Annotated in this window: 19 protein-coding genes; 8 read left to right on the top strand and 11 right to left on the bottom strand. The window is 65.5% G+C overall.

Annotated elements, in window-relative coordinates:
- Window positions 1-8 precede the first annotated feature (8 nt).
- Entirely contained in the window at window positions 9-1,286 is a 1,278-nt protein-coding gene (gene ilvA, locus FHP91_RS04495) for a threonine ammonia-lyase (RefSeq protein WP_144308442.1), read from the bottom strand.
- A 179-nt stretch (window positions 1,287-1,465) separates the two neighbouring features.
- Between ilvA and FHP91_RS04490 the strand changes: the two genes are divergently transcribed.
- A complete protein-coding gene (locus FHP91_RS04490) occupies window positions 1,466-4,789 on the top strand; it encodes a PAS domain-containing protein (RefSeq protein WP_186301441.1) in 3,324 nt (1,107 codons plus the stop codon).
- Here FHP91_RS04490 and FHP91_RS04485 read toward each other — a convergent pair whose 3' ends face one another.
- Window positions 4,790-6,727, bottom strand: a complete 1,938-nt coding sequence (locus FHP91_RS04485) for an ATP-binding cassette domain-containing protein (protein WP_144308440.1) — start codon at window positions 6,725-6,727, stop codon at window positions 4,790-4,792.
- A gap of 65 nt (window positions 6,728-6,792) precedes the next feature.
- On the opposite strand from FHP91_RS04485, the gene FHP91_RS04480 reads away from it, so the two are divergent.
- Entirely contained in the window at window positions 6,793-7,176 is a 384-nt protein-coding gene (locus FHP91_RS04480; RefSeq protein WP_144308439.1) for a hypothetical protein, read from the top strand.
- On the opposite strand, the gene nosD is transcribed toward FHP91_RS04480, so the two are convergent.
- Entirely contained in the window at window positions 7,170-8,474 is a 1,305-nt protein-coding gene (nosD, locus tag FHP91_RS04475; protein WP_144308438.1) for a nitrous oxide reductase family maturation protein NosD, read from the bottom strand. The two genes, FHP91_RS04480 and nosD, sit on opposite strands and share 7 nt — an antisense overlap.
- Window positions 8,475-8,711: 237 nt before the next feature.
- Between nosD and FHP91_RS04470 the strand changes: the two genes are divergently transcribed.
- The 6 genes from FHP91_RS04470 to proX all read left to right on the top strand — a co-directional run bounded on the left by FHP91_RS04470 (window position 8,712) and on the right by proX (window position 16,107).
- Window positions 8,712-10,334: an ABC-F family ATPase gene (locus FHP91_RS04470; protein WP_144308437.1), complete on the top strand. Its 1,623-nt coding sequence runs from the start codon at window positions 8,712-8,714 to the stop codon at window positions 10,332-10,334.
- Between the two features lie 116 nt (window positions 10,335-10,450).
- The gene (locus tag FHP91_RS04465) at window positions 10,451-11,737 is read left to right on the top strand and encodes an MFS transporter (RefSeq protein ID WP_144308436.1); all 1,287 of its coding nucleotides are present in this window, start codon (window positions 10,451-10,453) and stop codon (window positions 11,735-11,737) included.
- A 222-nt stretch (window positions 11,738-11,959) separates the two neighbouring features.
- Window positions 11,960-12,460, top strand: coding sequence for a 1-acyl-sn-glycerol-3-phosphate acyltransferase (locus FHP91_RS04460; RefSeq protein WP_144308435.1), 501 nt, complete (start codon window positions 11,960-11,962; stop codon window positions 12,458-12,460).
- Between the two features lie 208 nt (window positions 12,461-12,668).
- Window positions 12,669-13,877 (top strand): glycine betaine/L-proline ABC transporter ATP-binding protein ProV, encoded by a 1,209-nt coding sequence (gene proV, locus FHP91_RS04455; RefSeq protein ID WP_144308434.1) that lies wholly within the window; start codon window positions 12,669-12,671, stop codon window positions 13,875-13,877.
- Window positions 13,874-15,061: a glycine betaine/L-proline ABC transporter permease ProW gene (gene proW / locus FHP91_RS04450; RefSeq protein WP_144308433.1), complete on the top strand. Its 1,188-nt coding sequence runs from the start codon at window positions 13,874-13,876 to the stop codon at window positions 15,059-15,061. The genes proV and proW overlap by 4 nt, the downstream gene beginning before the upstream one ends.
- 32 nt (window positions 15,062-15,093) lie before the next feature.
- Entirely contained in the window at window positions 15,094-16,107 is a 1,014-nt protein-coding gene (gene proX, locus FHP91_RS04445; RefSeq protein WP_144308432.1) for a glycine betaine/L-proline ABC transporter substrate-binding protein ProX, read from the top strand.
- A 54-nt stretch (window positions 16,108-16,161) separates the two neighbouring features.
- On the opposite strand, the gene FHP91_RS04440 is transcribed toward proX, so the two are convergent.
- From FHP91_RS04440 to FHP91_RS04405, 8 genes are all read right to left on the bottom strand, one after another.
- On the bottom strand, window positions 16,162-18,900 hold the full coding sequence (locus FHP91_RS04440) for a PAS domain S-box protein (protein ID WP_144308431.1): 2,739 nt from the start codon (window positions 18,898-18,900) through the stop codon (window positions 16,162-16,164).
- 57 nt (window positions 18,901-18,957) lie between these two features.
- Window positions 18,958-19,617 carry a DUF47 domain-containing protein gene (locus FHP91_RS04435; RefSeq protein ID WP_144308430.1) on the bottom strand — a complete coding sequence of 220 codons (660 nt, stop codon included), beginning with the start codon at window positions 19,615-19,617 and terminating at the stop codon, window positions 18,958-18,960.
- Window positions 19,614-20,663 carry an inorganic phosphate transporter gene (locus tag FHP91_RS04430; protein WP_144308429.1) on the bottom strand — a complete coding sequence of 350 codons (1,050 nt, stop codon included), beginning with the start codon at window positions 20,661-20,663 and terminating at the stop codon, window positions 19,614-19,616. The genes FHP91_RS04435 and FHP91_RS04430 overlap by 4 nt, the downstream gene beginning before the upstream one ends.
- Before the next feature lie 92 nt (window positions 20,664-20,755).
- A complete protein-coding gene (locus FHP91_RS04425; RefSeq protein WP_144308428.1) occupies window positions 20,756-21,706 on the bottom strand; it encodes a GlxA family transcriptional regulator in 951 nt (316 codons plus the stop codon).
- Window positions 21,703-22,593, bottom strand: a complete 891-nt coding sequence (locus tag FHP91_RS04420; RefSeq protein ID WP_144308427.1) for an EamA family transporter — start codon at window positions 22,591-22,593, stop codon at window positions 21,703-21,705. The genes FHP91_RS04425 and FHP91_RS04420 overlap by 4 nt, the downstream gene beginning before the upstream one ends.
- Before the next feature lie 8 nt (window positions 22,594-22,601).
- Complete coding sequence (locus FHP91_RS04415; protein ID WP_144308426.1) at window positions 22,602-23,219, bottom strand: LysE family translocator; 618 nt, start codon at window positions 23,217-23,219, stop codon at window positions 22,602-22,604.
- Complete coding sequence (locus FHP91_RS04410) at window positions 23,216-23,833, bottom strand: DJ-1/PfpI family protein (protein WP_144308425.1); 618 nt, start codon at window positions 23,831-23,833, stop codon at window positions 23,216-23,218. The genes FHP91_RS04415 and FHP91_RS04410 overlap by 4 nt, the downstream gene beginning before the upstream one ends.
- A gap of 3 nt (window positions 23,834-23,836) precedes the next feature.
- Window positions 23,837-24,397, bottom strand: a complete 561-nt coding sequence (locus tag FHP91_RS04405) for an isochorismatase family protein (protein ID WP_144308424.1) — start codon at window positions 24,395-24,397, stop codon at window positions 23,837-23,839.
- Between the last annotated feature and the right edge of the window lie 296 nt (window positions 24,398-24,693).

Genomic DNA, 24,693 nt, shown 5'->3' with positions numbered 1-24,693 from the left:
ACGGCTCGTCAGGGCGATGAAGCGCGAAGCATATCGCATGCGCTTCCCGGGAGTTGCAGCAGGTTGCGCGCGCTGAGCCCCTGGTGGGTGAAGTCGGCGAGCAGTTCGCACTGGTGCTCGAAGTCGCGCGTTTCCATCTGCAAGATCACCTCGGTCATGCCGACCGGCACATGCAGTTCGCCGCGGCGGTGTTCGACATGGCGGATATTGATGCCCAGCGCGGCGACCCGCTGGATCATGGTCAGCAGCTGGCCGGGTGCGTCGGAGGTGGTCACCGCCACGCTCATCAGCCGGCCGCTGGAGGCCAGGCCATAGTCGATGGAGCGCCCGACCAGGGTCATGTCGACATTGCCGCCCGAGATCACGCAGACCACGCGGTCGCTTGGCGCGAGGCGGATCTTGCTCTGCATCAGCGCGGCCAGGCCAACCACGCCGGCGCCCTCGCCCATGGTGCGGGTACGCTCGACCAGGGTGACGATGGCTTCGGCGATGGCATTGTCGTCGACCGTGACGATCTCATCGACCAGCGCGGCGATGACTTGTCGGTTACGCTCGCCGGGGCGTTTCACCTTGATGCCGTCGGCGATGGTGTGGGCGCCGGGCGGCACGGTTTCGAGCGTGCCGTCGACCAGGAAATTGCGGTAAGGCGCGACGGTTTCGGTCTGCACGCCGATCACCCGGATGTCGGGCCGTTGTAGTTTGAGCGCCAGCGCGATGCCGGCGATCAGCCCGCCGCCGCCCAGCGGCACCACAGCCACAGTCATGTCGGGCGCGTCTTCAAGCATCTCGAGGCCGCAGCTGGCCTGGCCGGCGATCACGTCCCAGTCGTCGTAGGGGTGGAGGAAGGCGAGGTGCTCGGCGGTGGCGCGCCGGCGCGCTTCGTCGGCGGCCTGCTCCAGGGTGTCGCCTTCGAGCACCACCTCGGCGCCGAGCGCGCGGCAGGCCTGGATCTTGGTGAGCGGCGCGGTGCCCGGCATCACTACCACCGCTTTCAGCCCGGCCAGCGCGGCGGCGCGGGCCACGCCCTGCGCATGGTTGCCGGCCGAGGCGGCAATCACGCCGGCCGGGCGCTCGCCGCTGGCCAGCAGGCGGTCGATCTTGTGGGTGGCGCCGCGCAGTTTGAAGGAACCGGTGCGCTGGAGGTTTTCGAGTTTGAGCTGCAGTGGCACACCGACGGCCTCGGAGAGGGGGTCGTTATGCCACTGGACGGTGCGGATGATGGCGTCTTCGATGCGCTGGCGAGCGGCGATGAGTGCACTCAGGTCGAGCGGCAGGGGCGATGGCATGCGGGATCTCCGGGGGGCGGTGGGCGCGGTGCGGCTTGTGGCCGGGGCGCCGGGTCCCGCTGATTGTCATGGCCGGCGGGGCCGGGCGCAAGCTGCGTTGCAGCAGGGTTCAAGCTGACCCGTGTCGCTGCCGTTAACCGGCCGCGGCGTCGATGGCGCGACGCTTGGCGGGAGTGAAGATGCAATATCTCATCGTGTTGTGTATTGGCGCGCTGTCGGCGCTGGCCTGGGCCGTGTGGCGCCTGCGCGTGCTGCGCCGCGCCTTGTCGGCGGCGACCGCGCAGCAGACGGTGATGAATCGTTTTGGGTCGGACTGGCACTGGACGCAGGACGCGGCGTTTCGCTTCACCGGCTTTGAAGGCGCCACCCTGGCGCGCCATCATCTGGTACTCGATGCCCTGCGCGGCAAGTGCCGCTGGGAGCTGCCCGGCCACGAGGTGTTCGAGGCCGACATGGCGGCCCACCGCGCGTGTTGCGAGCGGCACGAAGCGTTCTTTGACTTCGAGTACGGGGTCGAGGTGCCCGGCATGGGCCAGCGCTGGCTGGTGGTGAGCGGCTACCCGGTGTTCGACGAATCGGGCGTGTTCGTGGGCTATCGCGGCTTGGCCCGCGACGACACTCAGCGGCATGTGGCCGAACGCGCACTGCGAGCCAGCGAGCAGCGCCTGGCGGCGATTCTGGCGGGCAGTCCGGTGCCGGTGTTTGCTCTGGATGAGCGCGGTGTGGTGGTGGCCTGGAACCGCGGCTGCGAGCTGGTGATGGGGGTCGGTGCCGAGGCCATGATCGGCAGCGCGTCGCCGGGGGTGCCGTTTTACGGGGAAGACCGCCCGGTGCTGGCGCATTTCGTGGCTGGCCTGAAAGACATGGCCGAGCTCACGACGTACTACGGCGACGCGGTGTTTGCCGTGGAGACCGTGCCCGGCGCGCTCGCGGCCGAAGGCTTCTTTCCCGGTCTGGGGGGGCAAGACCGCTGGTTGAGCTTTCTCGCCGCGCCGATGTGCGATGCGTCCGGCCGCGTGATCGGCGCCATCGAAACCTTGCAGGACGTGACCGAGCGCAAGCAGGCCGAGATGCTTCTGCATGAGCGCAACCAGGTCTTCCGGACGCTGATCGACAACATTCCGGCCGGCGTTGCGCTGGTCGATCAGGACTTGCAGCTGATCACCTGGAACGCCGAATGGTTGCGTCTGCTGAGGCTGCCGCCGGCGATGTTTGCCACCGACGGGCGATCGATCGAGGCGGTGTTTCGCTACCTTGCGACGCGGGGTGACTATGGCCCGGGCGAGGTCGAGGGCAAGGTGGCGCGGCGGATGGCCAGGGCAGGCCGCTTCGAGCGCCATTTCGAGGAGTGGGCGCGGCGCGATGGGACGATCCTGGAGTTGCGAAGCTCGCCGCTGGCGGCGGGCGGTTTTGTGGCCGTGTTTACCGATGTGACGGCGCGGCGGCGCGACCAGCACCTGCTCGAAGCCAAGCATCGGGAACTTGAAGAAGCGCAGCGCATAGCCCATATCGGCAGCTGGCGCTGGGAGCTTGGCGCCGCAGAAGTCGATGTGTCAGAAGAGATGGCCCGCTTCCTGGGGGCGCCGGATCGTGGCGAGCGCATCACCTTGCGGGGCTGTTTGCGGTGTTTGCGCGGCGACGACCGGGTGCGCTTGCATCGCCCCCTGATGGCCCTGGTTCGCAAGGGTGAGCCGCTCGATGTGATGTGCCAGGTGCAGGCGGCGGGGCGTGTTCGCGATGTGCATTTGCTTGGGCGTGCCGAGCGCGACGAAGGTGGCCGGATGGTTCGCGTGGTGGGCACTGCGCAGGACGTGACGGCCCGGCGGGAGGCCGAGCGGGCGCTGTCGGAGAGCGAGCAGAAGTTCCACGCGATCTTCAACCAGACCTTCCAGTTCATTGGCTTGCTGTCGCCCGACGGCATCTTGCTGGAGGCCAACCAGACCTCGCTTGATTTCGCCGGCGTGCCGGCCCGCGAGGTCATTGGCCGGCCCTTTGCCGACGGGCCGTGGTGGCAGGGGGCGCCCGAGAGTCGCCAGCGGCTGGTGTCGGCCATCAAACGCGCAGCCGCCGGGCAGTTCGAGCGCTTCGAGACCGAGCATCCGGCGGCCGACGGGAGCACGCATTTCGTCGATTTCTCGCTCAAACCGGTGTTCGACGCGATGGGTCGAGTCACACTGCTGATTCCAGAGGGGCGGGACATTACCAGCTTCAAACTGACCCAGGCCGAGCTCCATGCCGGCCGGCAGATGTTTGCGACCATCTTTGACAAGAGCCCGGTCGCGTTGGCGCTGGTGTCTCTGGCGCAGCAGAAGATTCTGCAGGTGAACGCGGCTTGGGAGCGCGTGCTGGCTATTCCAGCGATGCGGGCCGTTGACAATGACACGGTGTCGCTGGGTTTGTGGGAGGACGCCTCGGAACGGCTGCGGTTTCTCGATCTGGTTGCACGGACGCACCGGGTGGATGGTTTTGAAGCACGATTTCACCGCGGCGATGGCACGCGAGGCATGTTCGAGATATCCAGCCGGGTGGTGGTCCTTAACGAGCAACAAGTGCTGCTCAGTTCGCTTGTCGACGTCACCGAACAACACCGTGTGCAGGAGGAGGTTCGTGCGCTCAATGCCACGCTCGAGGCGCGCGTCAGGCAGCGCACCGAGGAGTTGCTGCAGGCCAAGGAGCGGCTGGAGCAGGCCATGGGCCAGCTGGTGCAGTCCGAGAAGCTGGCGTCCCTGGGGGCGGTGGTGGCCGGCGTGGCACATGAGCTGAACACACCGCTGGGCAATGCGCTGACCGTGGCCTCGGCGCTGCATGCCGAGGTACGCGAGTGCCAGCGCGACGCGGCCGAAGGCGGGCTGACCCGAACCCGCTTTGATGAGTTCATGCGCACCAGCCAGACCGCCGCCGAATTGCTCGAACGCAATATCGACCGCGCGGCGCGGCAGATCAACACCTTCAAGCAGGTGGCCGTGGATCAGACCAGCGAGCGGCGGCGTGAATTCGATTTGCGCGACATCGTCGATGAAGCCCTGCTGACCTTCGCGCCGCGCCTGGCCAGGTCGCCGCACCGCCTGACGGTGGATATTCCCGAGGGCATCCGGATGGACAGCTACCCCGGGCCGCTGGAGCAGGTGCTGGCCAATCTGGTGACCAATGCGCTGATCCACGCCTTCGACGACACCACCGGCGGCCAGATGCACTTGAGCGCCACGCGGGAGCGCGCCGACGAGATCGTGCTCAGCTTTGAGGACAACGGCCGCGGCATGAGCGCTGAGGTCGCCGCGCATGTTTTCGACCCCTTCTACACCACCCGGCTGGGCCAGGGCGGCAGTGGACTGGGGCTGTATATCGCCTACAACTTCATCACCGGCATGCTCGGCGGTCAGGTGAGTTTGCGCACCGCGCCTGGCGAGGGCGCCGGTTTTGTCGTGCGTCTGCCGCGTGTCGCCCCCGAGCGCGAAGTTGGGGCGGTGCTGCCCGCCAATTTGCTGGACGCGGGCGCCGATTGATCAGTCCGGCGCGTCGAGCGCTTCCAGCGCTTCGTGCACCTCCAGCCAGCGCAGCTCGGCGCCCTCGATCTCGTCGGTGAGCCGGGCTTGGCGCTTGAGCAAGTCCTGCAACAGCGCGGTGTCCTGCCCGGCATACAGGCCGGGGTCGGCGAGGCGGGTGTCGAGCAGGGTTTTTTCGTTCTGCCAGTTTGCCAACTTGCGTTCGAGCTGCTCGGCTTCCTTGACCAGCGGTCGCCGTGTGGCCAGCCGGGCCTTGCGCTCCTCGGCTGATTGCGTCCGCTCGGCCTTGCGCGCGGCCTTGTCGGCGGCCTGGTCCGGGCAGGCCAGCGCGGCCTGTTCGGCGGTGCGTTGGGCAGCCAGCCAGTCGCGGTAGTCGTCCAGATCGCCATCGAAGGGCTGCAGCCGGCTGTCGTGGACCAGCACGAAACGGTCGCAGGTGGCGGTGAGCAGGGCACGGTCGTGCGAGACCAGCACCATGCCGCCGTCGAAGTCCTGAAGCGCCATCGTGAGGGCGTGGCGCATTTCCAGGTCGAGGTGGTTGGTGGGCTCGTCGAGCAGCAGCAGATTGGGCTGGCGCCAGATCAGCAAGGCCAGGGCGAGGCGGGATTTTTCGCCGCCCGAGAATGGCCCGCAGGCGCTGGTGACACAGGCGCCGCTGCCGACGCCGTCCTTTTCGCCGCGAAAGTCGAAGCCGCCCAGGTAGTTGCGCAGGTCCTGCTCGCGCGCGGTGGGGTCGAGGCGGGTCATGTGCTGCAGGGGCGATTCGTCCAGGCGCAGGGTGTCGAGCTGGTGCTGGGCGAAGTAGCCGATGGCCAGGCCTTTGCCGTCGGTGCGCTGACCCGTGTGCAGCGCGAGCTGACCGGCCAGCAGTTTGATGAGCGTGGACTTGCCGGCGCCGTTGCGCCCGAGCAGGCCGATGCGCTCGCCGGGGCGCAGGGTCAGCGTGAGATCCGACAACACCGGTTTGCCGCCGTAGCCGACCGCGCCGTCCTCGACATCGAGCAGCGGATCGGGGGCTGGCGGTGCCGGGCGAAAGCCGAAGTGGAAGGGCGTGTCCACATGTGCGGCCGAGATCAGCTCCATGCGCTCCAGCGCCTTGATGCGGCTCTGCGCCTGGCGCGCCTTGGTGGCCTTGGCGCGGAAGCGGTCGACAAATTTGTGCAGGTGGGCGCGCTCGCGCTGCTGCTTGTCGAACAGCGCCTGCTGCTGGGCGAGGCGCTCGGCGCGCTGGCGCTCGAATTCGGAGTAGCCGCCGTTGTAGAGGGTGAGCCGCTGTTGCTCGATGTGGGCGATGTGGCCGACCACGGCGTCGAGGAAGACGCGGTCGTGGGAGATCAGCAGTAGCGTGCCGCGATAGTCGCGCAGCCATTGTTCGAGCCAGATGACCGCGTCGAGGTCGAGGTGGTTGGTCGGCTCGTCGAGCAGCAGCAGGTCGGAGCGGCACATCAGTGCCTGCGCCAGATTGAGCCGTACGCGCCAGCCGCCGGAAAAGTCGGAGACCGGCCGGGTGAGGTCGGTACGCGCGAAGCCCAGGCCGTCGAGCAAGGCCGCGGCGCGGGCGGCGGCGCTGTAGCCGTCAATCTCCTGCAGCCGGCCATGCAGCAGGCCGATGCGCTCGCCGTCGTGCTCGGCTTCGGCGGCGGCCAGTTCGGCTTCGACGCGGCGTCGTTCGACATCGCCATCGAGGGCGTAGTCGAGCGCGCTGCGCGCCAGCGCCGCGGTCTCCTGCGCCACATGCGCGACCACCCAGTGCGGCGGCAGCTCGCAGTCGCCCTGGTCGGGGTGGAGCTGGCCGCGCAGCAAGGCGAACAGGCTGGACTTGCCGCAGCCGTTGGCGCCGGTGAGGCCGACCTTCCAGCCCGGATGGAGCTGGACGGTGGCGTCGTCGATGAGGACTTTGGCGCCCCGGTTGAGGCGCAGCTTGCGGAACTGGATCACGTGGGCAATCGGGGCGAAAAAACGGTATTGTACGGGCTCGTTTGCTACCTGCTCATCCTCACGCCATGACCCGCCCGCTTCGTTTGTCCGCGCTGCTGTTTGCCTGTCTGCTCTCTGCCATTGGGGCCGGGGTGGCTCATGCGGCGGATGATACCGACAGCAGCCAGAATCTGCGCGCGCAGGCCAGGTCGATTCGCAAGGCGGCAGAGGCCGATTTTGCGCAGCGCGAATCGGGCTGTTACGACCGTTTTCGCGTTAATGCCTGTCTCGACGATGTTCGGGAAGATCGCACCGCGCAGATGCAGACCGCGCGCAAGCTGGAGGCCCGGGCCAACCGGATCGACCGCGGCGAGCGCATCAAGGCCATGGAGGCGCGCCTGCGTGAGGCCGAAGAACGTCGCGCCAGGCCGACGCCGGTGCCGCTGGTGCCTTTGCCCGGCAATCAGTGAGCAGTCATTGCGGCTGAGTCCGGCGCTGCGCCAATCTGGCCGGCCGGCCGGTTGAAGCTGACCGAGGGCGTCCACGGCGCGGCGCGCAGCACCGGCGTGCGGTCACGCAGCACCAGCGCCGGATTGCTGAAGGGCGCCAGGCGCTCGAGAAAATCAATCATTTCCATCAGCGGCGAATTGCGGAAGAAGCTCGCTTCGGGCGTCTCCAGCCAGATACGGTCGGCGAACACGTAGAGCTCGTGCGGCTGGTCGCCGATGCCGTCCTGATCCAGATCGAAGCCCTGGTAGGTGTCCCAGTAGTTGCCGGCCCAGTGCTCGGCCTCGACCTGCCCGGCATTGGTGGCGGTGACCTGCCACAGGTTGTGTTCGAAGCGGTTGTTGATGAGGATGCGTCCGCCGCGCTCGCCGTAGAAGTTGATGCCGGTGACGTTGTGGGCGAGGCGGTTGTTCACCAGCACCAGCCGGCTGAGCGGGTCGGACGAGGAGTCGGCCATCAGGCCGATGGCGCAATGGATCAGCTCATTGCCTTCGATCAGCACCGCGGTGCTTTCCTTGATCGCGATACCCGCGCCCGACACATGCATGGCGTGCATCACCCGGTTGTTGCGCAGGATGAATCCGTTGGAGTTGATCACCACGATGCCGGTGGCGTTGTCGGTGGCCAGGTTGGCTTCGACCAGCGTGCGCGTCGAGAACAGAAAGTTCATCGCTCGCCGACTGTCGCGGATGGTGTTGCCGATGATGCGGTTGCGCGGTGAGTTGGAGAAGGTCAGGTCGCGCATGTGTTCGAACACATTGTCTTCGATGCGGTTGTCCATCGCGTACCACAGGCGCAGGCCGTCGCCGCGGTCGGCGGTGTCCTCGCCGCGCGAGCGCACCCGGTTGCCGCGCACCAGGTTGCGGTTGGATTTTTGCAGCACGATGCCGAACAGCACGTCGTCGAGCACGTTGTTTTCGATGCGGTTGTCGTGGCCTTCGACATAGATGCCGGAGTGGATCTGGTCGTGCGAGTCGCCGCTGCCGCGCACGATCAGCCCGCGCAGCACCGAGCCGCTGGCCTTGAGCGTGATGACAGAGCCCGCGTGATTACCCTGAATCACGGCCTGGCCACCGCCATCGAGAATCAGCCGGCCGGTGATCTTGACTGGCCCCTCGTAGGTGCCCGGCGCCAGACGCAGGATGCCGGTGCCCGCCAGGGCGGCGTCGATCAGCGGTTGCAGCGGCGCGGCCGACGCGCTGGCGAGCGGCAGCAGGCCGGCGAGGACGATGAGAAGGGCGGGACGCAGAGTGGAGAGCATGAGCACGGCGCGATGATGAACCGGCGATGCTAAGGGCGCAATCACCGCGCGGCTGCGACAAAGATCAAGAAAATGCGTCACCGGGCGCGGATGTAACATCGGCTGGAGGTGCTGGATAGCCTGGTTCCCGGCCGTCGCGCACCGGGTTCATGTCATTGAATTTCTGATAGAATTCGCCGCGATTGTGCGTCGGCCTGCTGCCGGCGCTTTGCTTTTTACGGATTCAGGATTCGCGCTGTGCTCATCGCCAACAACATCACCATGCAGTTCGGGGCCAAGCCCCTGTTCGACAACGTCTCGGTCAAGTTCGGAGACGGCAACCGCTACGGCCTGATCGGTGCCAACGGCGCCGGCAAGTCCACCTTCATGAAAATCCTGTGTGGCGAGCTGGAGCAGTCGGCCGGCAACGTGACCAAGGAAGCCAACGAGCGCATGGCCTACCTGCGCCAGGACCAGTTCGGCTATGAAGACACGCGGGTGCTTGATGTGGTGATGATGGGCCACACCGAGATGTGGGCCTGCATGACCGAGAAGGACGCGATCTACGCCAACCCCGAGGCGACCGAAGACGACTACATGCGCGCTGCCGAGCTCGAAGGCGTGTTTGCCGAGTACGACGGCTATACCGCCGAGGCGCGTGCCGGTGAGCTGCTGCTCGGCGTGGGCATCCCGACCGACCAGCACAACGGCCCGATGAGCCAGGTGGCGCCGGGCTGGAAGCTGCGTGTGCTGCTGTGCCAGGCGCTGTTCGCCAATCCCGAGATCCTGCTGCTCGACGAGCCGACCAACAACCTCGACATCAACACCATCCGCTGGCTGGAAGACACGCTCAACGAGCGCAACTCCACCATGGTCATCATCTCGCACGACCGGCACTTCCTGAACCAGGTGTGCACCCACATGGCCGACCTGGACTACGGCACCATCAAGGTCTATCCGGGTACCTACGACGACTACATGGAAGCGTCCACCCTGGCCCGCCAGCGTCAGGCCAGCGCCAATGCCCGCGCCAAGGACAAGATCGCCGAGCTGCAGCAGTTCGTGCGCCGCTTCTCGGCCAACAAGTCCAAGGCCAAGCAGGCCACCAGCCGGATGAAGCTGATTGACAAGCTCAAGCCGGAGGACGTGAAGCCGTCGAGCCGTCAGTACCCGTGGATCCGTTTCGATGTGGACGCCAAGGACAAGCTGCACCGTCAGGCGGTTGAGCTCGACAGCGTGACATTCGCTTACGAGGGCATGGACAAGCCGCTGATCAAATCCCTGTCGCTGGCCATTGATGCCGGCGACAAGGTGGCCATCATCGGCGAGAACGGCGTCGGAAAAACCACGCTGATGCGCCTGCTGATGGGTGAGCTGACGCCGCAGAAAGGCCATATCAAGTGGGCCGAAAAGGCCAAGCTGGGCTATTACGCGCAGGACCACTCGGCCGAGTTCAAGTCCGATGTGTCGCTGACCGACTGGATTTCCGAGCATGTGCGTGACGGCGGCTTCGAGGGCGAGGACATGGAAACCCTGATCCGCGGCACGCTGGGCCGGCTGCTGTTCTCGGGCGACGAGGTGAAGAAGCCGGTGCGCGTGATCTCCGGTGGCGAGCAGGGTCGCATGTTGTTTGGCAAGTTGATGCTGCAGAGCAAGAACGTGCTGCTGATGGACGAGCCGACCAACCACCTCGACATGGAATCGATCGAGTCGCTCAACTCGGGGCTGGAGAAATACGCCGGCACCTTCCTGTTCATCTCGCATGACCGCGAGTTCGTGTCCTCGTTGGCCACGCGCGTGATCGACATGCGCCCGGACGGCGAAGTGATCGACTATCGCGGCACCTACGAAGAATATCTGGGCAGTCAGGGCATCGAATAAACCTGCCCGATTGTGGCTGTTGAGAATGCCGGCCCGGCGATCGCGGGGCCGGCATTGTGTTTTGGCAGACTCGCTATCCGTGAGACCCTGTCGATGACTTACACGAGATGTCATTCATGATCAGCACCATCCTTCCCGTGTCCAGCCTGTTGCTGGGTATGGCCATCCTGCTGGCGGGTTCCGGTTTGATCGGCACCCTGCTCGGCCTGCGCGCCAGCGTGGAAGGCTTCACCGGCCTGTCGCTGGGTCTGATCATGTCGGGTTTCTTTGCCGGCTACATTGTTGGCGCTTTTGCGTGTCCGCCCTTGATCCGGCGCATTGGTCACATCCGCGCCTTTACTGCCATGGCCGCGCTGGCGGCGGTGGTGTCGCTGCTCTACGGCTTGGTCGTCAACCCCTGGTTCTGGTGGGTGTTGCGGGTGATCCACGGGGTGACCATGGTCGCCATCTACATGATCATCGAGAGCTGGCTCAACGAGCAGATGCACGACAAGCGCGGCAAGATCTTCGCCGCCTACATGATGGTCAGCTTTGTGGCGCTCGGTCTGGGTCAGTTCCTGATCGCCATTTATGGCGCCGAGCACATGGGCTCGTTTGCGCTGGTGGCCATTTTCTATTGCCTCGGTCTGGTGCCGATTGCGCTGACGCCGGTCGATCAACCCACCCCGATTCAGACACCGAGCCTGCCGCTGGGCCGGCTGTACAAGGTGTCGCCGGTCGGCTTTGCCGGTGGCCTGGTGTCCGGCCTGGTGTCGGGCGCCTTCTGGGGTTTGTCGGCGGCCTTTGCTGCGGCGCAGGGTCTGGATGATTTCAATGTGGCGGTGTTCACGGCAGCGGCCATTTTCGGCGGCGCGTTCATGCAATGGCCGGTGGGTCACGCGGCGGAGCATCGCGACCGGCGGGTCGTGTTGGTCAGCGTGTGTGTGCTGGCGGCTGTTTGCGCCGTGGCGATGTTCGCGGTTGCCGAGCTGTCCGTCATGGCGCTGGTCATCGCCACCGCCCTCTACGGGGGCTTCGCCTTCACCATCTACAGCCTGGCCGTGGCGCAGACCCACGACCGTTTCCACTCGTCCGAGGCGCTCGAAGCCACCAAGGCCTTGCTGGTATTGCATGGCACGGGCGCGGTGATCGGACCGGTGCTGGCCGGCGGGATCATCACCGCGGCCGGTGCGCGCGCCTTTCCGCTGGTGCTGGCCGGCATGCTGGTCGGGCTGGCACTGTTCACCGCCTGGCGTATCCGCCGCGACGCGCCGGTGCCCGACGCCGAGCTGACCGAGTTCCTGGCGGTGCATCGCACCTCGGTGATGGCCATGGAGATGGACCCCCGCACGCCGGACACCAGCACGCACGCCGACGACGAGCCTGCTGCGGCCCCGCCCGAGGAAGCCCGCCAGGGGGCCTGACACGCGGTGTGCGCTTTCGCCGGCGCCAGAATGAACATGGCATGCTGTCGGCCGTTTAGCCATTTGACATTGCGCACTGCACGCTGAGTTTGGCGGGCTTTTCAGCCACAATGCGCGACCTCCATCGAATTGGGCGCGCCCGTGGCCGAACCTCTTCCCTTCCCTGTTGCGCCCAAAGCGTGGGCTGCGTTCTTGTTCAAGCGGTTGGGCTGGCGCGTGGATATGGGCACCCCGCCCGGGCCGAAGATGATTCTGCTGGCCTACCCGCACACCTCCAACTGGGACTTCCCCGCGGGTTTGATGGCCCGTTTTACCTGTGGCTGGCCAATACGCTGGGTGGGCAAGCACACCCTCTTCCGCGCACCCTTCGGCCGGCTGTTTCGCTGGCTGGGCGGGATTCCCATCAATCGCTCCCGACCCGGGGGCTTCATCGACGATGTGGTGGCGCAGATCCACGCCGACGCGCACGCCATTGTGTGCATCGCGCCGGAAGGCACGCGCGCCTATGTCGAGGGCTGGAAGAGCGGTTTCCACCGGATCGCGCGTCAGGCAAACGTGCCCATCGCGCTGGGCTACATCGACTGGGGTCGGCGCTGCGTGGGGATTGCGGCCTACGTGCAGCCGACCGACGACGTCGAGGCTGACCTTGAAGCCATTCGGGCGGGTTATGCCGGCATCAAGGCCCTCTACCCTGAGAAGGCCAGCCAGATTGCGATTCGCTAGGGTGGGCGCCCGGCCGAAAGGTTTTGCACAAAACTATCGTGTGTTAGACTTTACGGCTACTCATTACAATCAATGACTTCGCGTCGGGCGACATTGTCGCCATTCTGAGGACATCACGACTCCGTCATCGTCAGGCAGTTTCGCTTCTGTCGGCATCTTGGCCTTTTGGATGGACTCATTCCGACGCGAATGATTGTCACAAGGACGCATGTCGGAAAAACTCGTCGTCAAAAATCTCTACAAGGTCTTTGGAGACCGGCCCCGCGAGGCGATGAAACTCGTCGAGCAGGGGCAGGACAAGGCCACCATCTTCGCCCGCACCGGGCAGACCCTCGGTGTCATCGATGCCAGTTTCAGCGTCAATGAGGGCGAAATCTTTGTCATCATGGGCCTCTCCGGCTCCGGCAAGTCGACGCTGGTTCGCTTGCTCAATCGCCTGATCGAACCGACCTCGGGTCAGGTGCTGATCAACGGTCGTGACATCGCCAAGATGAACGACATCGAGCTGCGCGATCTGCGCCGCTCGGAGGTCAGCATGGTGTTCCAGTCCTTCGCATTGATGCCGCATCTGTCGGTCATCGACAACACTGCCTTCGGGCTGGAACTCGCCGGCATGCCCGAAGCCGAGCGCCATGCCCGTGCCATGGTCGCGCTGGAGCAGGTCGGTTTGGCCGAGCGGGCGCGCAGTTACCCCGATGAACTCTCCGGCGGCATGCAGCAGCGGGTGGGTCTGGCCCGCGCGCTGGCCAACGACCCGCAGGTGCTGCTCATGGACGAGGCCTTCTCGGCGCTCGACCCCTTGATCCGCACCGAAATGCAGGACGAGCTGGTCAAGCTGCAGGCGGTGGACAAGCGCACCATCATCTTCATTTCGCACGACCTGGACGAAGCCATCCGCATCGGTGATCGCATCGCCATCATGGAAGGCGGCGTGGTGGTGCAGGTGGGTACGGCCGAAGAGATTCTGCGCAACCCGGCCAACGACTATGTGAAGTCCTTCTTCAAGGGCGTGGACGCCACCAGCATCCTGTCGGCGGCCGATCTGGCACGCAAGACCCAGGTCAACATCATCGATCACCAGGGCATGGGCGTGCGCAGTGCCATCGAACGCCTGCGCTCGCATGACCGCGAGTATGGCTACGTGGTCAGCCCCGACCAGAAGCTGATGGGCGTGGTCTCGCTCGACAGCCTGAAGAGGGCGGCCAAGGCCAGTCCCGACGCCAAGCTGCGCGAGGCCTTCCTGCCTGAGCCGCACGTGCTCACCCCGGACACCCCGATCAGCGAGCTCTACGAGCCGCTCACCCAGCATCCCTACGGCTTGCCGGTGGTGGATGAGAAGGGGCGCTACCGTGGGGCGATCACCCGCAACACCATGCTCGAATTCCTGCACGCACAGAATACGGAGGACGCGGCATGAGTGATAAGACCGCCACTAACCCCTGGGCTGCCGCTGCGCCAGCCGAGGCGCCCGCGCCTGCATCCACAGCCGCCAACCCCTGGGCGACCCCGGCAGCCGGCACGCCCGAGCCGGCGGCGCCGGTTGAGGCCGCCGCGGCAGACGCGGCCGCCCCCGCCAATCCCTGGGGCGGCACCACGCCGACCCCCGCGCCGGCCGAAGCGCCGGCGGCCGCCAATGGCGACTGGCTGGGCGCGCCGCCCGAGGCCGCGCCCGAGCCGCCCTTTGACTGGGTGCACCCCTTTAACGATTCGGTGATCCCGCTCGACACCTGGGTTGATCAGGGCTTGAACTGGGTGGTGGATAACTTCCGCCCCTTCTTCCAGGCCGTGCGCCTGCCCATCGACGCCACGCTCACCGGCATCGAGCAGGCCCTGCTGGCCGTGCCGGCCTTCGCCATGATTTTGTTGTTCGGCCTCATCGCCTGGCAGGTCAGTGGCCGCCGGCTGGGCATTGCCTCGGTGTTATCGCTGATCGTGATCGGCCTGATCGGCGCCTGGGACGAAGCCATGGTGACCCTCTCGCTGGTGCTCACCTCGGTGTTTTTCTGCATGGTCATCGGCTTGCCAACCGGCATCATCATGGCGCGCAACGACAAGCTTGAAGGGCTCGCCCGACCGGTGCTCGACGCGATGCAGACCACGCCGGCCTTTGTGTATCTGGTGCCGGTGGTGATGCTCTTCGGCATCGGCAATGTGCCGGGCGTGGTGGTCACCATCGTCTTCGCCCTGCCGCCGCTGATCCGCCTCACCAACCTGGGCATCCGTCAGGTGCGGCCCGACCTGATCGAAGCCTCCCGCGCCTTCGGCGCTTCGCCCTGGCAACTGCTCACCCGCGTGCAACTGCCGCTGGCCATGCCGACCATCATGGCCGGCATCAACCAGACGCTGATGCTCGGTCTGTCGATGGTGGTCATCGCCTCGATGATCGCCGTCGGCGGCCTGGGTCAAATGGTACTTCGCGGTATCGGTCGGCTCGACATGGGGCTGGCCACGATTGGTGGTCTGGGCATCGTGATCCTCGCGATCATGCTCGACCGCATCACACAGGCCATGGCCGGCGGCAAGACAGCGCCGGGTCGCTGGTATGACACCGGACCGATCGGCGCAGTCCGCCGGCTGCTCGGCAAGTCCGCCGCCGCCTGAATTTTTCAAACCTTTTACAGGAGACGCACACCATGCGACTTTCCCGACTGACTCATCTTGCGCGCGGCACCGCCATTGCGCTTGCCGCCACCTTCTCGCTCGGCGCCTTTGCCGCCGACATGCCCGGCAAGGGCGTCAAGGTCCTGCCGATCAAGAGTTCGATTGCCGAAGAGACCTTTCAGACCGAGTTGGTCATGCAAGGCCTCAAGGACCTCGGTTACGAGGTCGGCGCCATCAAGGAAATCGAGTACGCCGCCGGCCACATCGCGCTCGGCAATGGCGACGCCACTTTCATGGCCGATCACTGGGACCCGCTGCACATCGATTTCTACGAACGGGCCGGCGGCGACAAGAAGCTGTTCCGCGAGGGCGTGTATTCGCCCGGCGCGCTGCAAGGCTACTTGATCGACAAGAAAACGGCCGACAAGTACGGCATCAAGTCGATTGATCAGCTCAAGGACCCGAAGATCGCCAAGCTCTTCGATACCGACGGCGACGGCAAGGCCGATCTGGCCGGGTGCAATCCGGGCTGGGGCTGCGAGAAGGTCATCGAGCATCACCTCGATGCCTATGGCCTGCGCGACAACGTGACCCACAAGCAGGGCGCCTACTCGGCAATCATCGCTGACACCATCGCGCGTCAGAAGCAGGGCCAGGCGGTGTTCTACTACACCTGGACGCCTTACTGGGTGAGCGGCGTGCTGGTGCCGGGCAAGGATGTGGTGTGGCTGCAAGTGCCGTTTTCGGCGCTGCCGGGCGAGCGCAAGGATGTGAACACCGCACTGCCCGATGGTTCGAACTACGGTTTCCAGGCCAACAACCAGCGCATCATCGCCAACCGCGCCTTTACCGACGCCAACCCGTCGGCGGCCAAGTTGTTTGAGGTGATGAAGCTGTCGGCCAACGACATCTCGGCGCAGAACCTGCGGATGCGCGATGGCGAGAACAAGCCGGCGGATATTGCCCGGCATGTGGCGGGCTGGATCAAGGCCAATCGCGCCACCTACGACGGCTGGCTCGATGCGGCCCGTGCCGCGGCCAAGTAAGCGCCGCTGACGCAACACAAAAACGGCCACCGTCACTGGTGGCCGTTTTTGCGTTCAGGCGGGGGGCGTCGCAGGCCGGCGCCCCGGGTCCAGCCAGCGACGCAGCACCGCGTAGAGATGCTCGGGTTCGAAGGGCTTGGACAGGTAATCGTTCATGCCCGCCTCGGTGCAGCGCTGGCGGTCTTCGGCAAAGGCGTTGGCTGTCATGGCCAGGATCGGTACCTCGCCACCGTTGGCGAGTGCGCGGATGGCACGGGTGGCCGCCAGTCCGTCCATCACCGGCATCTGCATGTCCATCAGGATCAGGTCGTAGGGCTGGCGGGCGAACAGCTCGACCGCTTGCTGGCCATCTTCAGCCACATCGGCTTTCAGGCCGGCATCGGCCAGCAACTCCATTGCCACGTATTGATTGACCTCGTTGTCTTCGACCAGCAATAAGCGGCGCTGGCCAAAGTCGCGCGCCAGCACGCTGGCGTCGGTGTGCGGGTCGGAGGCTTTCGGCAGGGGCGCGGGCTCGGTCTTGACGAGGCCGAAATGCGCGGTGAACCAGAAGGTGCTGCCTTGCCCGGGTGTGCTGCTCACGCCGACGCTGCCGCCCATCAGTTCCGCCAGGCGGCGGCTGATGGCCAGCCCCAGGCCGGTGCCGCCGTAGCGCCGGGTGGTGCTAGGGTCACCCTGCTCGAAGGCGTTGAACAGCCGCGGCTGGATGTCCGCATCGATACCGATGCCGGTGTCGATGACCTCGAAGCGAAGGGTCACGCCGTCGCCAGCCTTCTCCAGTGGGCGAATGCGCAGATGGATCCCGCCGCGCGGGGTGAACTTGACCGCGTTGCCCAAAAAATTGAACAGGATCTGACCGACGCGAGTGGCGTCACCGGTCACATGAGCGGGGACTCGCGGGTCAACAACAAGGCTGAGCGTCAGCCCCTTGGCCTCGGCGCCGTCTTGCACCAGCCCGATCGTGTCGTCAACCACCTGGGCGATCTCGAAGCCGGCGATGTCGAGTGGCATGCGGTCGGCTTCGATCTTCGAGATGTCGAGCAGGTCGTTGATGATGGCCAACAAGTGTTTGCCGGCACTGACCACGCTGTCCAGCCGTCGGGCGTCATCCGGCTGGGGCTGGTTGCGCAGCATCAGCTGGGTCAGCCCGATGATGGCGTTGAGCGGGGTGCGGATCTCATGGCTCATGTTGGCCAGGAAGGTGCTTTTGGCGCGGTTGGCCGCCTCCAGCTCGGCGGTGCGTTCCGCGACCAGCTCTTCCAGGTGGTGGCGGTGCATCTCCAGCTCGATGGCGGTCGTGCGCTTTTCAGTGATGTCGCGCGCGAAGCCGACTGTCCCAACCGTCTCGCCATTGACGATCATGGGCGACTTGCACGTCTCGACCCAGCGGGGTTCGCCATCGATTTCGACGGGTTCTTCAACGCTGATGCTTTGCGTGCCGCTCAGGATGACGAGGTCATCGTTCCGATAGCGCTCCGCCAGATCCTGGGGCCAGAGGTCGCGGTCCGTTTTGCCAACGAGAGCCTCCGGCGAGCTTGCGCCACAGGCTGCGGCGTAGGGCGCATTCGCGGCCAGGATTCGGCTGTCCTTGTCCTTCAGCCAGACCATGAAGGGGAAGTTGTCCAGCAGCGCCCGTTGATAGCGGTCGCGTTGTTCGAGCTGCTGAGCGGCGTGCTCCGCGTCGGATACATCCGTGACATAGGCGACGACATGCGCGCGCCCTTCGATTGGAATGACCCCCGCCGACAGACTGCAGCGCATGGCTTGGCCGTCGCGACGGAGCATGGTGGTGCGGTAATCCACGCAGCCACCGTCAGCGATGAGAACGTCGCGCCAGGCGATGCGGGTTTCGGGGTTTGGCCACAGATTGAGTTCCAGCGAGGTTTTGCCCCGTGCTTCGTCGGGGTCATAGCCGAAGACTTTGCCGAATTGCGCGTTCACTTCGCGGTGCCGTCCTGTTTCCAGGTCGGAAATGCAGATTGCCAGCGGGCTGGATTGAAAGGCGACCGAGAACATCTGCTGCGCTCTGTCGAGGCGCTGGCGTGCCTCATGCTCGGCCGTGATGTCGCGGGCCACACCGAGTACACCAATGAGTCGATCCCGCGCGAACATTGGTGTCTTAGTGGTTGTGAGCAGTGCGCGACGCTGATCGTCGGCGAAGGTGACCCATTCCTCGTTGGTGCATGGCTTGCCGGCATGCATCGCGGCAAGGTCTTTCGATCGGAAAAAATCGGCCAGCTCACGATCGACGAAGTCGTAATCGGTCTTGCCGATGATGTCGGCTTCGGGCGCACCAAAGAAATCCGAGAAGCGTTTGTTGCAGTTGAGGTATTTACCGTGTGGGTCCTTCAGCCAGATCAGGTCGGGGATGGTATTGACCAGTGCGCGCAGATGGGCGCGTTCCTCCTGGAGCGCCGCTTCGGTGTCTTGCCATTCGGTAATGTCCATCACGATGCCGCTCGCCTGCAGCGCCCAGCCGTCCTCGCGCCGCTTGACCACCCGGCCGCGATACCTCACCCAGCACCAGCTCGCATCACCACGTCGGACCCGGACCTTGAGCTCCATGGGACGACCCTGGCGCCAGGCGGCGATGGTGGTTTCCTGTGCGGGTGCGCGATCTTCCGGGTGGAGCGTGAGCAGCCAGCGTTCGGCGTCCGGTGGCAGGGACTCCGCCGGCACACCGAGCATGGTGGCGATAAAGGGACTCCAGGTGAAACGATCCGCAATGCAGTCGTAAGACCAGGTGCCGACGCCGGCTTCGTCGAGAATTTTTTGCTGGTCTTTCAGGGGCATGGGCGAAATCTCTCGGGCGCCAAAACCGCGCCTACTACGAAGGTCTAACGGGCTGGATCAGGTGATCTTTACAACAATATCGTGGAGGGTGTTGGCGCAGGCGGCCATGCGGTCGGCGGCGTTGGACAGGTGACGGTAGATTTCGCGGCGTTTGAACATGTTCAGATAATCGTCGCCAACGAACAGCTCGGCCAGCGCCTTGCGGTAGAGCTTTTCGACCCGGCGCTCGGCTTTGCGTCCGGCGGCGGCATCGGTTTCGGCGGCCAACGGGGTGGTGGCCAGCTTGGCATAGCCATTGATCAGTGCCTGGGCGCCGCCGTCGAGCTGGATGGCCATGTGGTGCATGACTTCGTCGGGGCCCACGCCCAGCACCGACATCTCGTTGACCGTGGTCTTGCAGTAATTGACCACATCATCGAGCGTCATGATGGCGCGGTAGATGTCCTCCCGGTCGCAGGGGGTCGAGAAGGCTTCGTTGAGTGTGTGCAGATTGCGGATCTTGATGGTGTCGGCGGTGTGCTCGTCGCGCTTGATCTCCTTGGCTAGCGCGGCGTCGCCACTCTTCATGAAGCGCACCAGCAGATGCGTGGTGTGCTGCACATGAATGGCCTGCTCATGCAGCAGACCGTAAAAGTCAGGCGCCTTGGGCACCATCCGGTCGATGATCCGATGGAACAGGGCAGACAGCGAGAAACGGCCAGGAGTGTCGGGGTTCATGCGGTGGGCCCGGAGAGAAAAGGAAGAAATGCCAGCAGTGCGAGCGCACCGGCGGCGGCCGAGGCGGGCAGGGTCAGCAGCCAGGTCTGGCCGATCTCGCGCGCTTTGCCCCAGCGCACTGCCTTGGGCCGCTCGGCAGCGCCGATGCCCATGATCGAGCTGGCCACCACGTGGCTGGTCGACACTGGCGCGCCGACCAGCGCGGCCGTGAAGATCACGCCGGCCGAGGTCAGCTGCGAATCGAGCGCATGCAGCGGGCGCACCTTGTAGACCGAAAAGCCGAGCGTACGTACGATGCGCCAGCCGCCGGTGAGAATACCCAGCGTGAGCGCCGAGGCACAGGCCAGCATGGCCCAGAGCGGCACCGAAAAACTGGGCAGATACCCGCCCAGCACCAGTAGCAGCGTGATGATGCCCATGCTCTTCTGGGCGTCGTTGGCGCCGTGCGAAAAGGCCAGCGCGGCGGTGGTGATGAACTGCATGCGCCGCAACCGGGTGTTGATACGTGGGTGGGCGGCGCGCAGCAACAGCATGGCCAGGCGGTGAATGGCAAAGCCCGCGAGCAGCCCGATCAGGGGCGAGAGAATGAGTGCCGCGAGCACCTTCAACACGCCGGTCAGGTGGCCGTCACTGCGCCAGGCATCCATGCCCCACACCACGTGTTCGGTTCCGGCGGCCAGCAGGGTCGCGCCGATCAGCCCACCGACCAGTGCGTGTGACGACGAGGACGGCAGACCGCGCCACCAAGTGAGCAGGTTCCAGGCAATCGCGCCGATCAGCCCGGCCAGCACCACCACGATGGCATGGCTGGCCGCCAGATTGCTGAGGTCAACAAATCCGCCAATGGTGTTGGCCACCGCCGTGCCACCAAGCAAGGGGCCGAGAAATTCGAAGACACCCACCACCACCACCGCCTGCCCCGGCGTCATGGCGCGCGAGGCGATGACGGTGGCGACCACGTTGGCTGCGTCGTGGAATCCGTTGGTGTAGTCGAACACCAGCACGATTGCCACGGCAATGAAGGTCAGTACAAAGATGCCGTCCACGCGGCAGATCCTTTTTTTCCGGTCTTTGCGTGAATGCTAACCTTCGCGGGATCTTTCGTGCAGCGCAATTGTGGATCTACTGCGAATACGCCCTAATGACTTGTGCGATGTGCGCGTGGCGAGTCATCCACGTACATGGCCCACACGCGGCGGAAGTCGCGCGCCGAGGCAAAACCGCATTGCTCGGCCACGCGCTCCATCGACAGGGCCGGGTCGGCCAGCAGTTGGCGGGCGCGGGCGATGCGCAGTTGCTGCTGGTAGGCCACCACGCCAATGCCTGCGTGGCGGGTGAATAGCCGGGTGAGGTGGCGTGGGCCGACATGCGCCAGCTCGGCCAGTTCTTCGAGCGTCCAGCGTCGCGCCGGGTCGCGGGTGATGGCGTCCTGCACTTTATGGACGACGGGGTGCAGATGGTTGCGATGCGCCAGCCAGGGTGACAGCTGCGGATCGTTCGGCCCGCGCCGGGCATACATCACCAGGCGCCGCGCCACGCGGGCAGCCAGTTCGGCACCGAAATGCTGTTCGATCACATACAGCGCCAGATCGATGCCGGTGGTGATGCCGGCGCTGGTGACCACCTGGCCGTCGTCGACGAAGACCCGGTCTTCCATCACCCGTGCGCTCGGGGCGCTCTGGCGCAGCATGTCGAGCAGGGCGTGGTGGGTGGTGCAGGGTCGGGCGTCCAGCCAGCCGGCGCGGGCCAGCAGCAATGCGCCCGAGCAGATGCTGGCCACGCGGATGTCGCGCCCGCGCTGGGCGGCCAGCCAGTCGATGACAGCAAGCGCCTCCGGGCGGGCATAGTCGAGTTCTTCGCTTGCGTTGCCGGCGACAATCACCAGCGCTCCGTCGGGGAGTTGCGCCGGTAGCGGCGACAGGCCCGACAGCGTGATGCCCATCGAGGTGTGCAGCTCGGGTACCGGTGCGCAGGTTGTTATCGTCAGGTCGGCGCCAATGTCGGCGGCCATGCGCAGGGTTTCGGCGGGCCCGGCATAGTCGAGCAGCAAGACATTGGGCGTGACGACGAAATAGACCGCCAGTGTCACGTCGCCCCCCGCAGGCGTGTCATCAGACGCGTGCCAAACAGATTCACGCCCAGGCCCAGCATCAGCAGCCCGCCGCCGATCCAGTGCACCGGTTGCAGCGCTTCGCCATACACCAGCCAGCCGGCGCTCAGGCCGACCAGTGGCACCAGCAGCGGGAAGGCGGCGACCTGGTTGGCCGGGTAGCGCGACATCAGCCGGGCCCACAGGCCATACCCGAGCAAAGTGGCGCCCCAGCCCAGATACATCACTGCGCCGGCCGATCGCAGGCTGAAATTCGACAGCGCGGCGACGATGGCGGCCGGCCCCTCGACAAACAGCGACATGACCAGAAAGGGTAGCGGCGGCACCAGACTGGCCCACACCACGAAGGCCAGCAGATTGACCGGGCCGTTGCGGTTGAGGGTGCGGCTGACCACGTTGCCCGCCGCCCAGCTGCAGGCGGCCGCCACGGTGAGCATGAAGCCGGCCAGCGGCATGCTCACCCCGTGCGCCGTGCCGATCAGACCGAGCCCGCCGGCGGCCAGCACCAGCCCGGCGAGCTGGCTGGGGCGCCAGCTCTCCTTCAGCCACACGGCGGCGAAGAGCATGGTGAAGAAGGCCTGCGACTGCAGCACCAACGAGGCCAGCCCCGAAGGCATGCCGACATGGATGGCGGTGAACAAAAACGCGAACTGGCCGAAGGCGATGGTCAGGCCATAGGCCAGATAGGTGCGTAGCGGCAACTTGGGCGCACGGAAAAAGAACACCGCCGGCAGCGCCGCGGCGAGAAAGCGCAGCGCGCCGAGCAGTAGCGGCGGCACCTCGGCCACACCGGCCTTGATGACCACGAAGTTCACCCCCCACACCAGCACCACCAATAGGGCGAGGGCGATGTCGACGGGCTTCATCGAGCCGTTCATGACTTGGCGGCCAGAAAGGCGCCAGCGCCGACCATGATTGACCCTGCGCCGCGATTGAGCCGGCGCATGGCGGTGGCCGAGCGGAAGTAACGCCGCGCCCGCGAGGCCATGGTGGCGATCAGCATCAGCCCGAGCATCAGGGCGGCGAGCGTGAGCACTGCGGCGAGCGCGATGTCTCGCACGGTGAGCACGGTCAGGTCCATGAAGGTGGGCAGGAAGGCGATGTAAAACAGGATCACCTTGGGGTTGGACGCCGAGATCAAAAAGCCCTGCACTAAGCTGCCCACCGCGCTGACCCGCTTGACCACCTGCGGCGCAAAGCCGTCATCGATCGGCGCGCGCCACATGCCGACACCCAGGTAGATGAGGTAGGCCGCGCCGGTAAAGCGGATGACGGTGAACAGCTCGCCCCAGTTCTTGGCGATGGCGGCCAGGCCAAGGCAGGCGAAAATCAGATACAGAATGTCGCTGATCGTCATGCCCAGCGCCAGGGCGACGCAGTCGCGCGCACCACTGACCAGCGCCCGCGCGAGCAAGGCGAATACGCCCGGCCCGGGCGTGATGGCGAAGATGAAAATGGCGACAAAGAAGGTCAGGGCGCTTTCGACGCTCATGATGGTGGCTCTCCGGGGCTGTCCTGCCAGTGATAGTCCATTTGCCGCGCGGTCGCCATGGCCAGTTTGTCGCCAGTCAACCGGGCCACCAGATGCAGGCTCATGTCGATGCCGGCCGAAATGCCCGCCGAAGTGAGAATGTCGCCGTCGTCGATCCAGCGGCCGGTGTCGACCACTGTCAGTGCGGGAAAGGCGGTGGCCAGCTCAGGCACGTCTTCCCAGTGGGTGGTCACGGTGCGCCCGTCGAGCAAGCCGGCGCCGGCCAGCAGGAAGGCGCCGGTGCACACCGAGGCCAGCAATTCGAGTTGCGTGGCCTGGGTTTGCAACCAATCGGTCAGATCGGCCTGCCCGCGTTCGGCGCGCTCGTCACCGCCGGGGATGATGAGGATATCGAGCGGTGGGTGATCGGCCAGCGTGTGCGTGGGCAGCACGCTTAGCCCGGCGCGGGCGGTGATCGGGCCGCTTTGACGGGCGATTGTGACCACGCGAAACGGCGGCGTGGCGTCGGCTTCTTGGCGCCGGGCAACACGGCTGGCCGTGGTGAACACCTCGAAGGGCCCGGCAAAATCGAGCACTTCAACCTTGTCGTACAGATAGATGCCGACGGTGCGCATGGCTCAGTCCAGCGCTGCCAGGGCGTCGGCTGCGGTGGCGATGCGCGCAAAGCGCCCGGCCAGTACCAGCTCGGTGTGCGCCTTGATCTCGTCGGGCGAGTAGGTGCGACCGCTGCCGGCGTGGGTCATCGGGAAGGTGAGCGTGGCTTCGGTGACATAGTCCACCGAGTAGCCGATGTCGGCGCCGTAGCGGGTGGTGGTCTCGCAGCACTGCTCGGTGCGGATGCCGGCAATGATCAGGTGGTTGATGTCGCGTCGGCGCAGCCACAGATCGAGCCCGGTGTCGGAGAAGGCGTTGTGGGTGTGCTTGTGAAAGCTGGCGTCTGGCGCGCCGGGCAGCCAGTCGAGGGCGTGCACATGGCCCGAGGCCTCGGTAAACGGCCCGGCGGCGCCGACATGAAAAATGTGGACTACCGGCACGGCCCGAGCACGGCAGCCCGCGTCGAGGGCGAGGACGGCCTCGCGAAAGCCGGGCACGTCGACATCCGACCAGAAGGGCATCTGGCGGAAGGATTCCTGAATATCTATCAGGATCAGGGCACTGCGTTGGGCGGGGTGAGTCATGGGGGTTTCTCCGGTGCTTGAGTGTGCTGACATTGTCGGTCAGCCATGGCTTCAGGATAAATGGTGTATCTGGACCATGTTGGGACGAAAGTGGACTTCATTCTCGGGCGCGCTCTGCGGCGTCTTGACCAGGGGGTGTTCGGCACGACGTTCGTGACAAAAGACGCAAGTCTTGCAACATCGGCGGGAAAGTCGCTCAACCCGGCGCGAGCACGGCCGTTGAAGGCGTACTACCTTAGTCTTAAGCCTCGTTGCGCCTATGCCATCGCTGGATATCCGAACACTCATCTTGTTGC

Origin of the sequence: Denitromonas halophila (assembly GCF_007625155.1) — a bacterium.
Lineage (GTDB): Bacteria > Pseudomonadota > Gammaproteobacteria > Burkholderiales > Rhodocyclaceae > Nitrogeniibacter > Nitrogeniibacter halophilus.
The sequence above is the reverse complement of the archived record's forward strand: the minus strand, read 5'-3'. Positions and strand labels throughout refer to the sequence as shown.

Bases quoted from the DNA above. Each gene is read 5' to 3' on its own strand.
- proV (WP_144308434.1), top strand. From the start codon at position 12,669: ATGTCGGAAAAACTCGTCGTCAAAAATCTCTACAAGGTCTTTGGAGAC.
- FHP91_RS04415 (WP_144308426.1), bottom strand. From the start codon at position 23,219: ATGAGCGTCGAAAGCGCCCTGACCTTCTTTGTCGCCATTTTCATCTTC.
- FHP91_RS04490 (WP_186301441.1), top strand. From the start codon at position 1,466: ATGCAATATCTCATCGTGTTGTGTATTGGCGCGCTGTCGGCGCTGGCC.
- FHP91_RS04420 (WP_144308427.1), bottom strand. From the start codon at position 22,593: ATGAAGCCCGTCGACATCGCCCTCGCCCTATTGGTGGTGCTGGTGTGG.
- FHP91_RS04460 (WP_144308435.1), top strand. From the start codon at position 11,960: ATGGGCACCCCGCCCGGGCCGAAGATGATTCTGCTGGCCTACCCGCAC.
- proW (WP_144308433.1), top strand. From the start codon at position 13,874: ATGAGTGATAAGACCGCCACTAACCCCTGGGCTGCCGCTGCGCCAGCC.
- FHP91_RS04410 (WP_144308425.1), bottom strand. From the start codon at position 23,833: ATGCGCACCGTCGGCATCTATCTGTACGACAAGGTTGAAGTGCTCGAT.
- proX (WP_144308432.1), top strand. From the start codon at position 15,094: ATGCGACTTTCCCGACTGACTCATCTTGCGCGCGGCACCGCCATTGCG.
- FHP91_RS04465 (WP_144308436.1), top strand. From the start codon at position 10,451: ATGATCAGCACCATCCTTCCCGTGTCCAGCCTGTTGCTGGGTATGGCC.
- FHP91_RS04440 (WP_144308431.1), bottom strand. From the start codon at position 18,900: ATGCCCCTGAAAGACCAGCAAAAAATTCTCGACGAAGCCGGCGTCGGC.
- nosD (WP_144308438.1), bottom strand. From the start codon at position 8,474: ATGCTCTCCACTCTGCGTCCCGCCCTTCTCATCGTCCTCGCCGGCCTG.
- FHP91_RS04435 (WP_144308430.1), bottom strand. From the start codon at position 19,617: ATGAACCCCGACACTCCTGGCCGTTTCTCGCTGTCTGCCCTGTTCCAT.
- FHP91_RS04405 (WP_144308424.1), bottom strand. From the start codon at position 24,397: ATGACTCACCCCGCCCAACGCAGTGCCCTGATCCTGATAGATATTCAG.
- ilvA (WP_144308442.1), bottom strand. From the start codon at position 1,286: ATGCCATCGCCCCTGCCGCTCGACCTGAGTGCACTCATCGCCGCTCGC.
- FHP91_RS04480 (WP_144308439.1), top strand. From the start codon at position 6,793: ATGACCCGCCCGCTTCGTTTGTCCGCGCTGCTGTTTGCCTGTCTGCTC.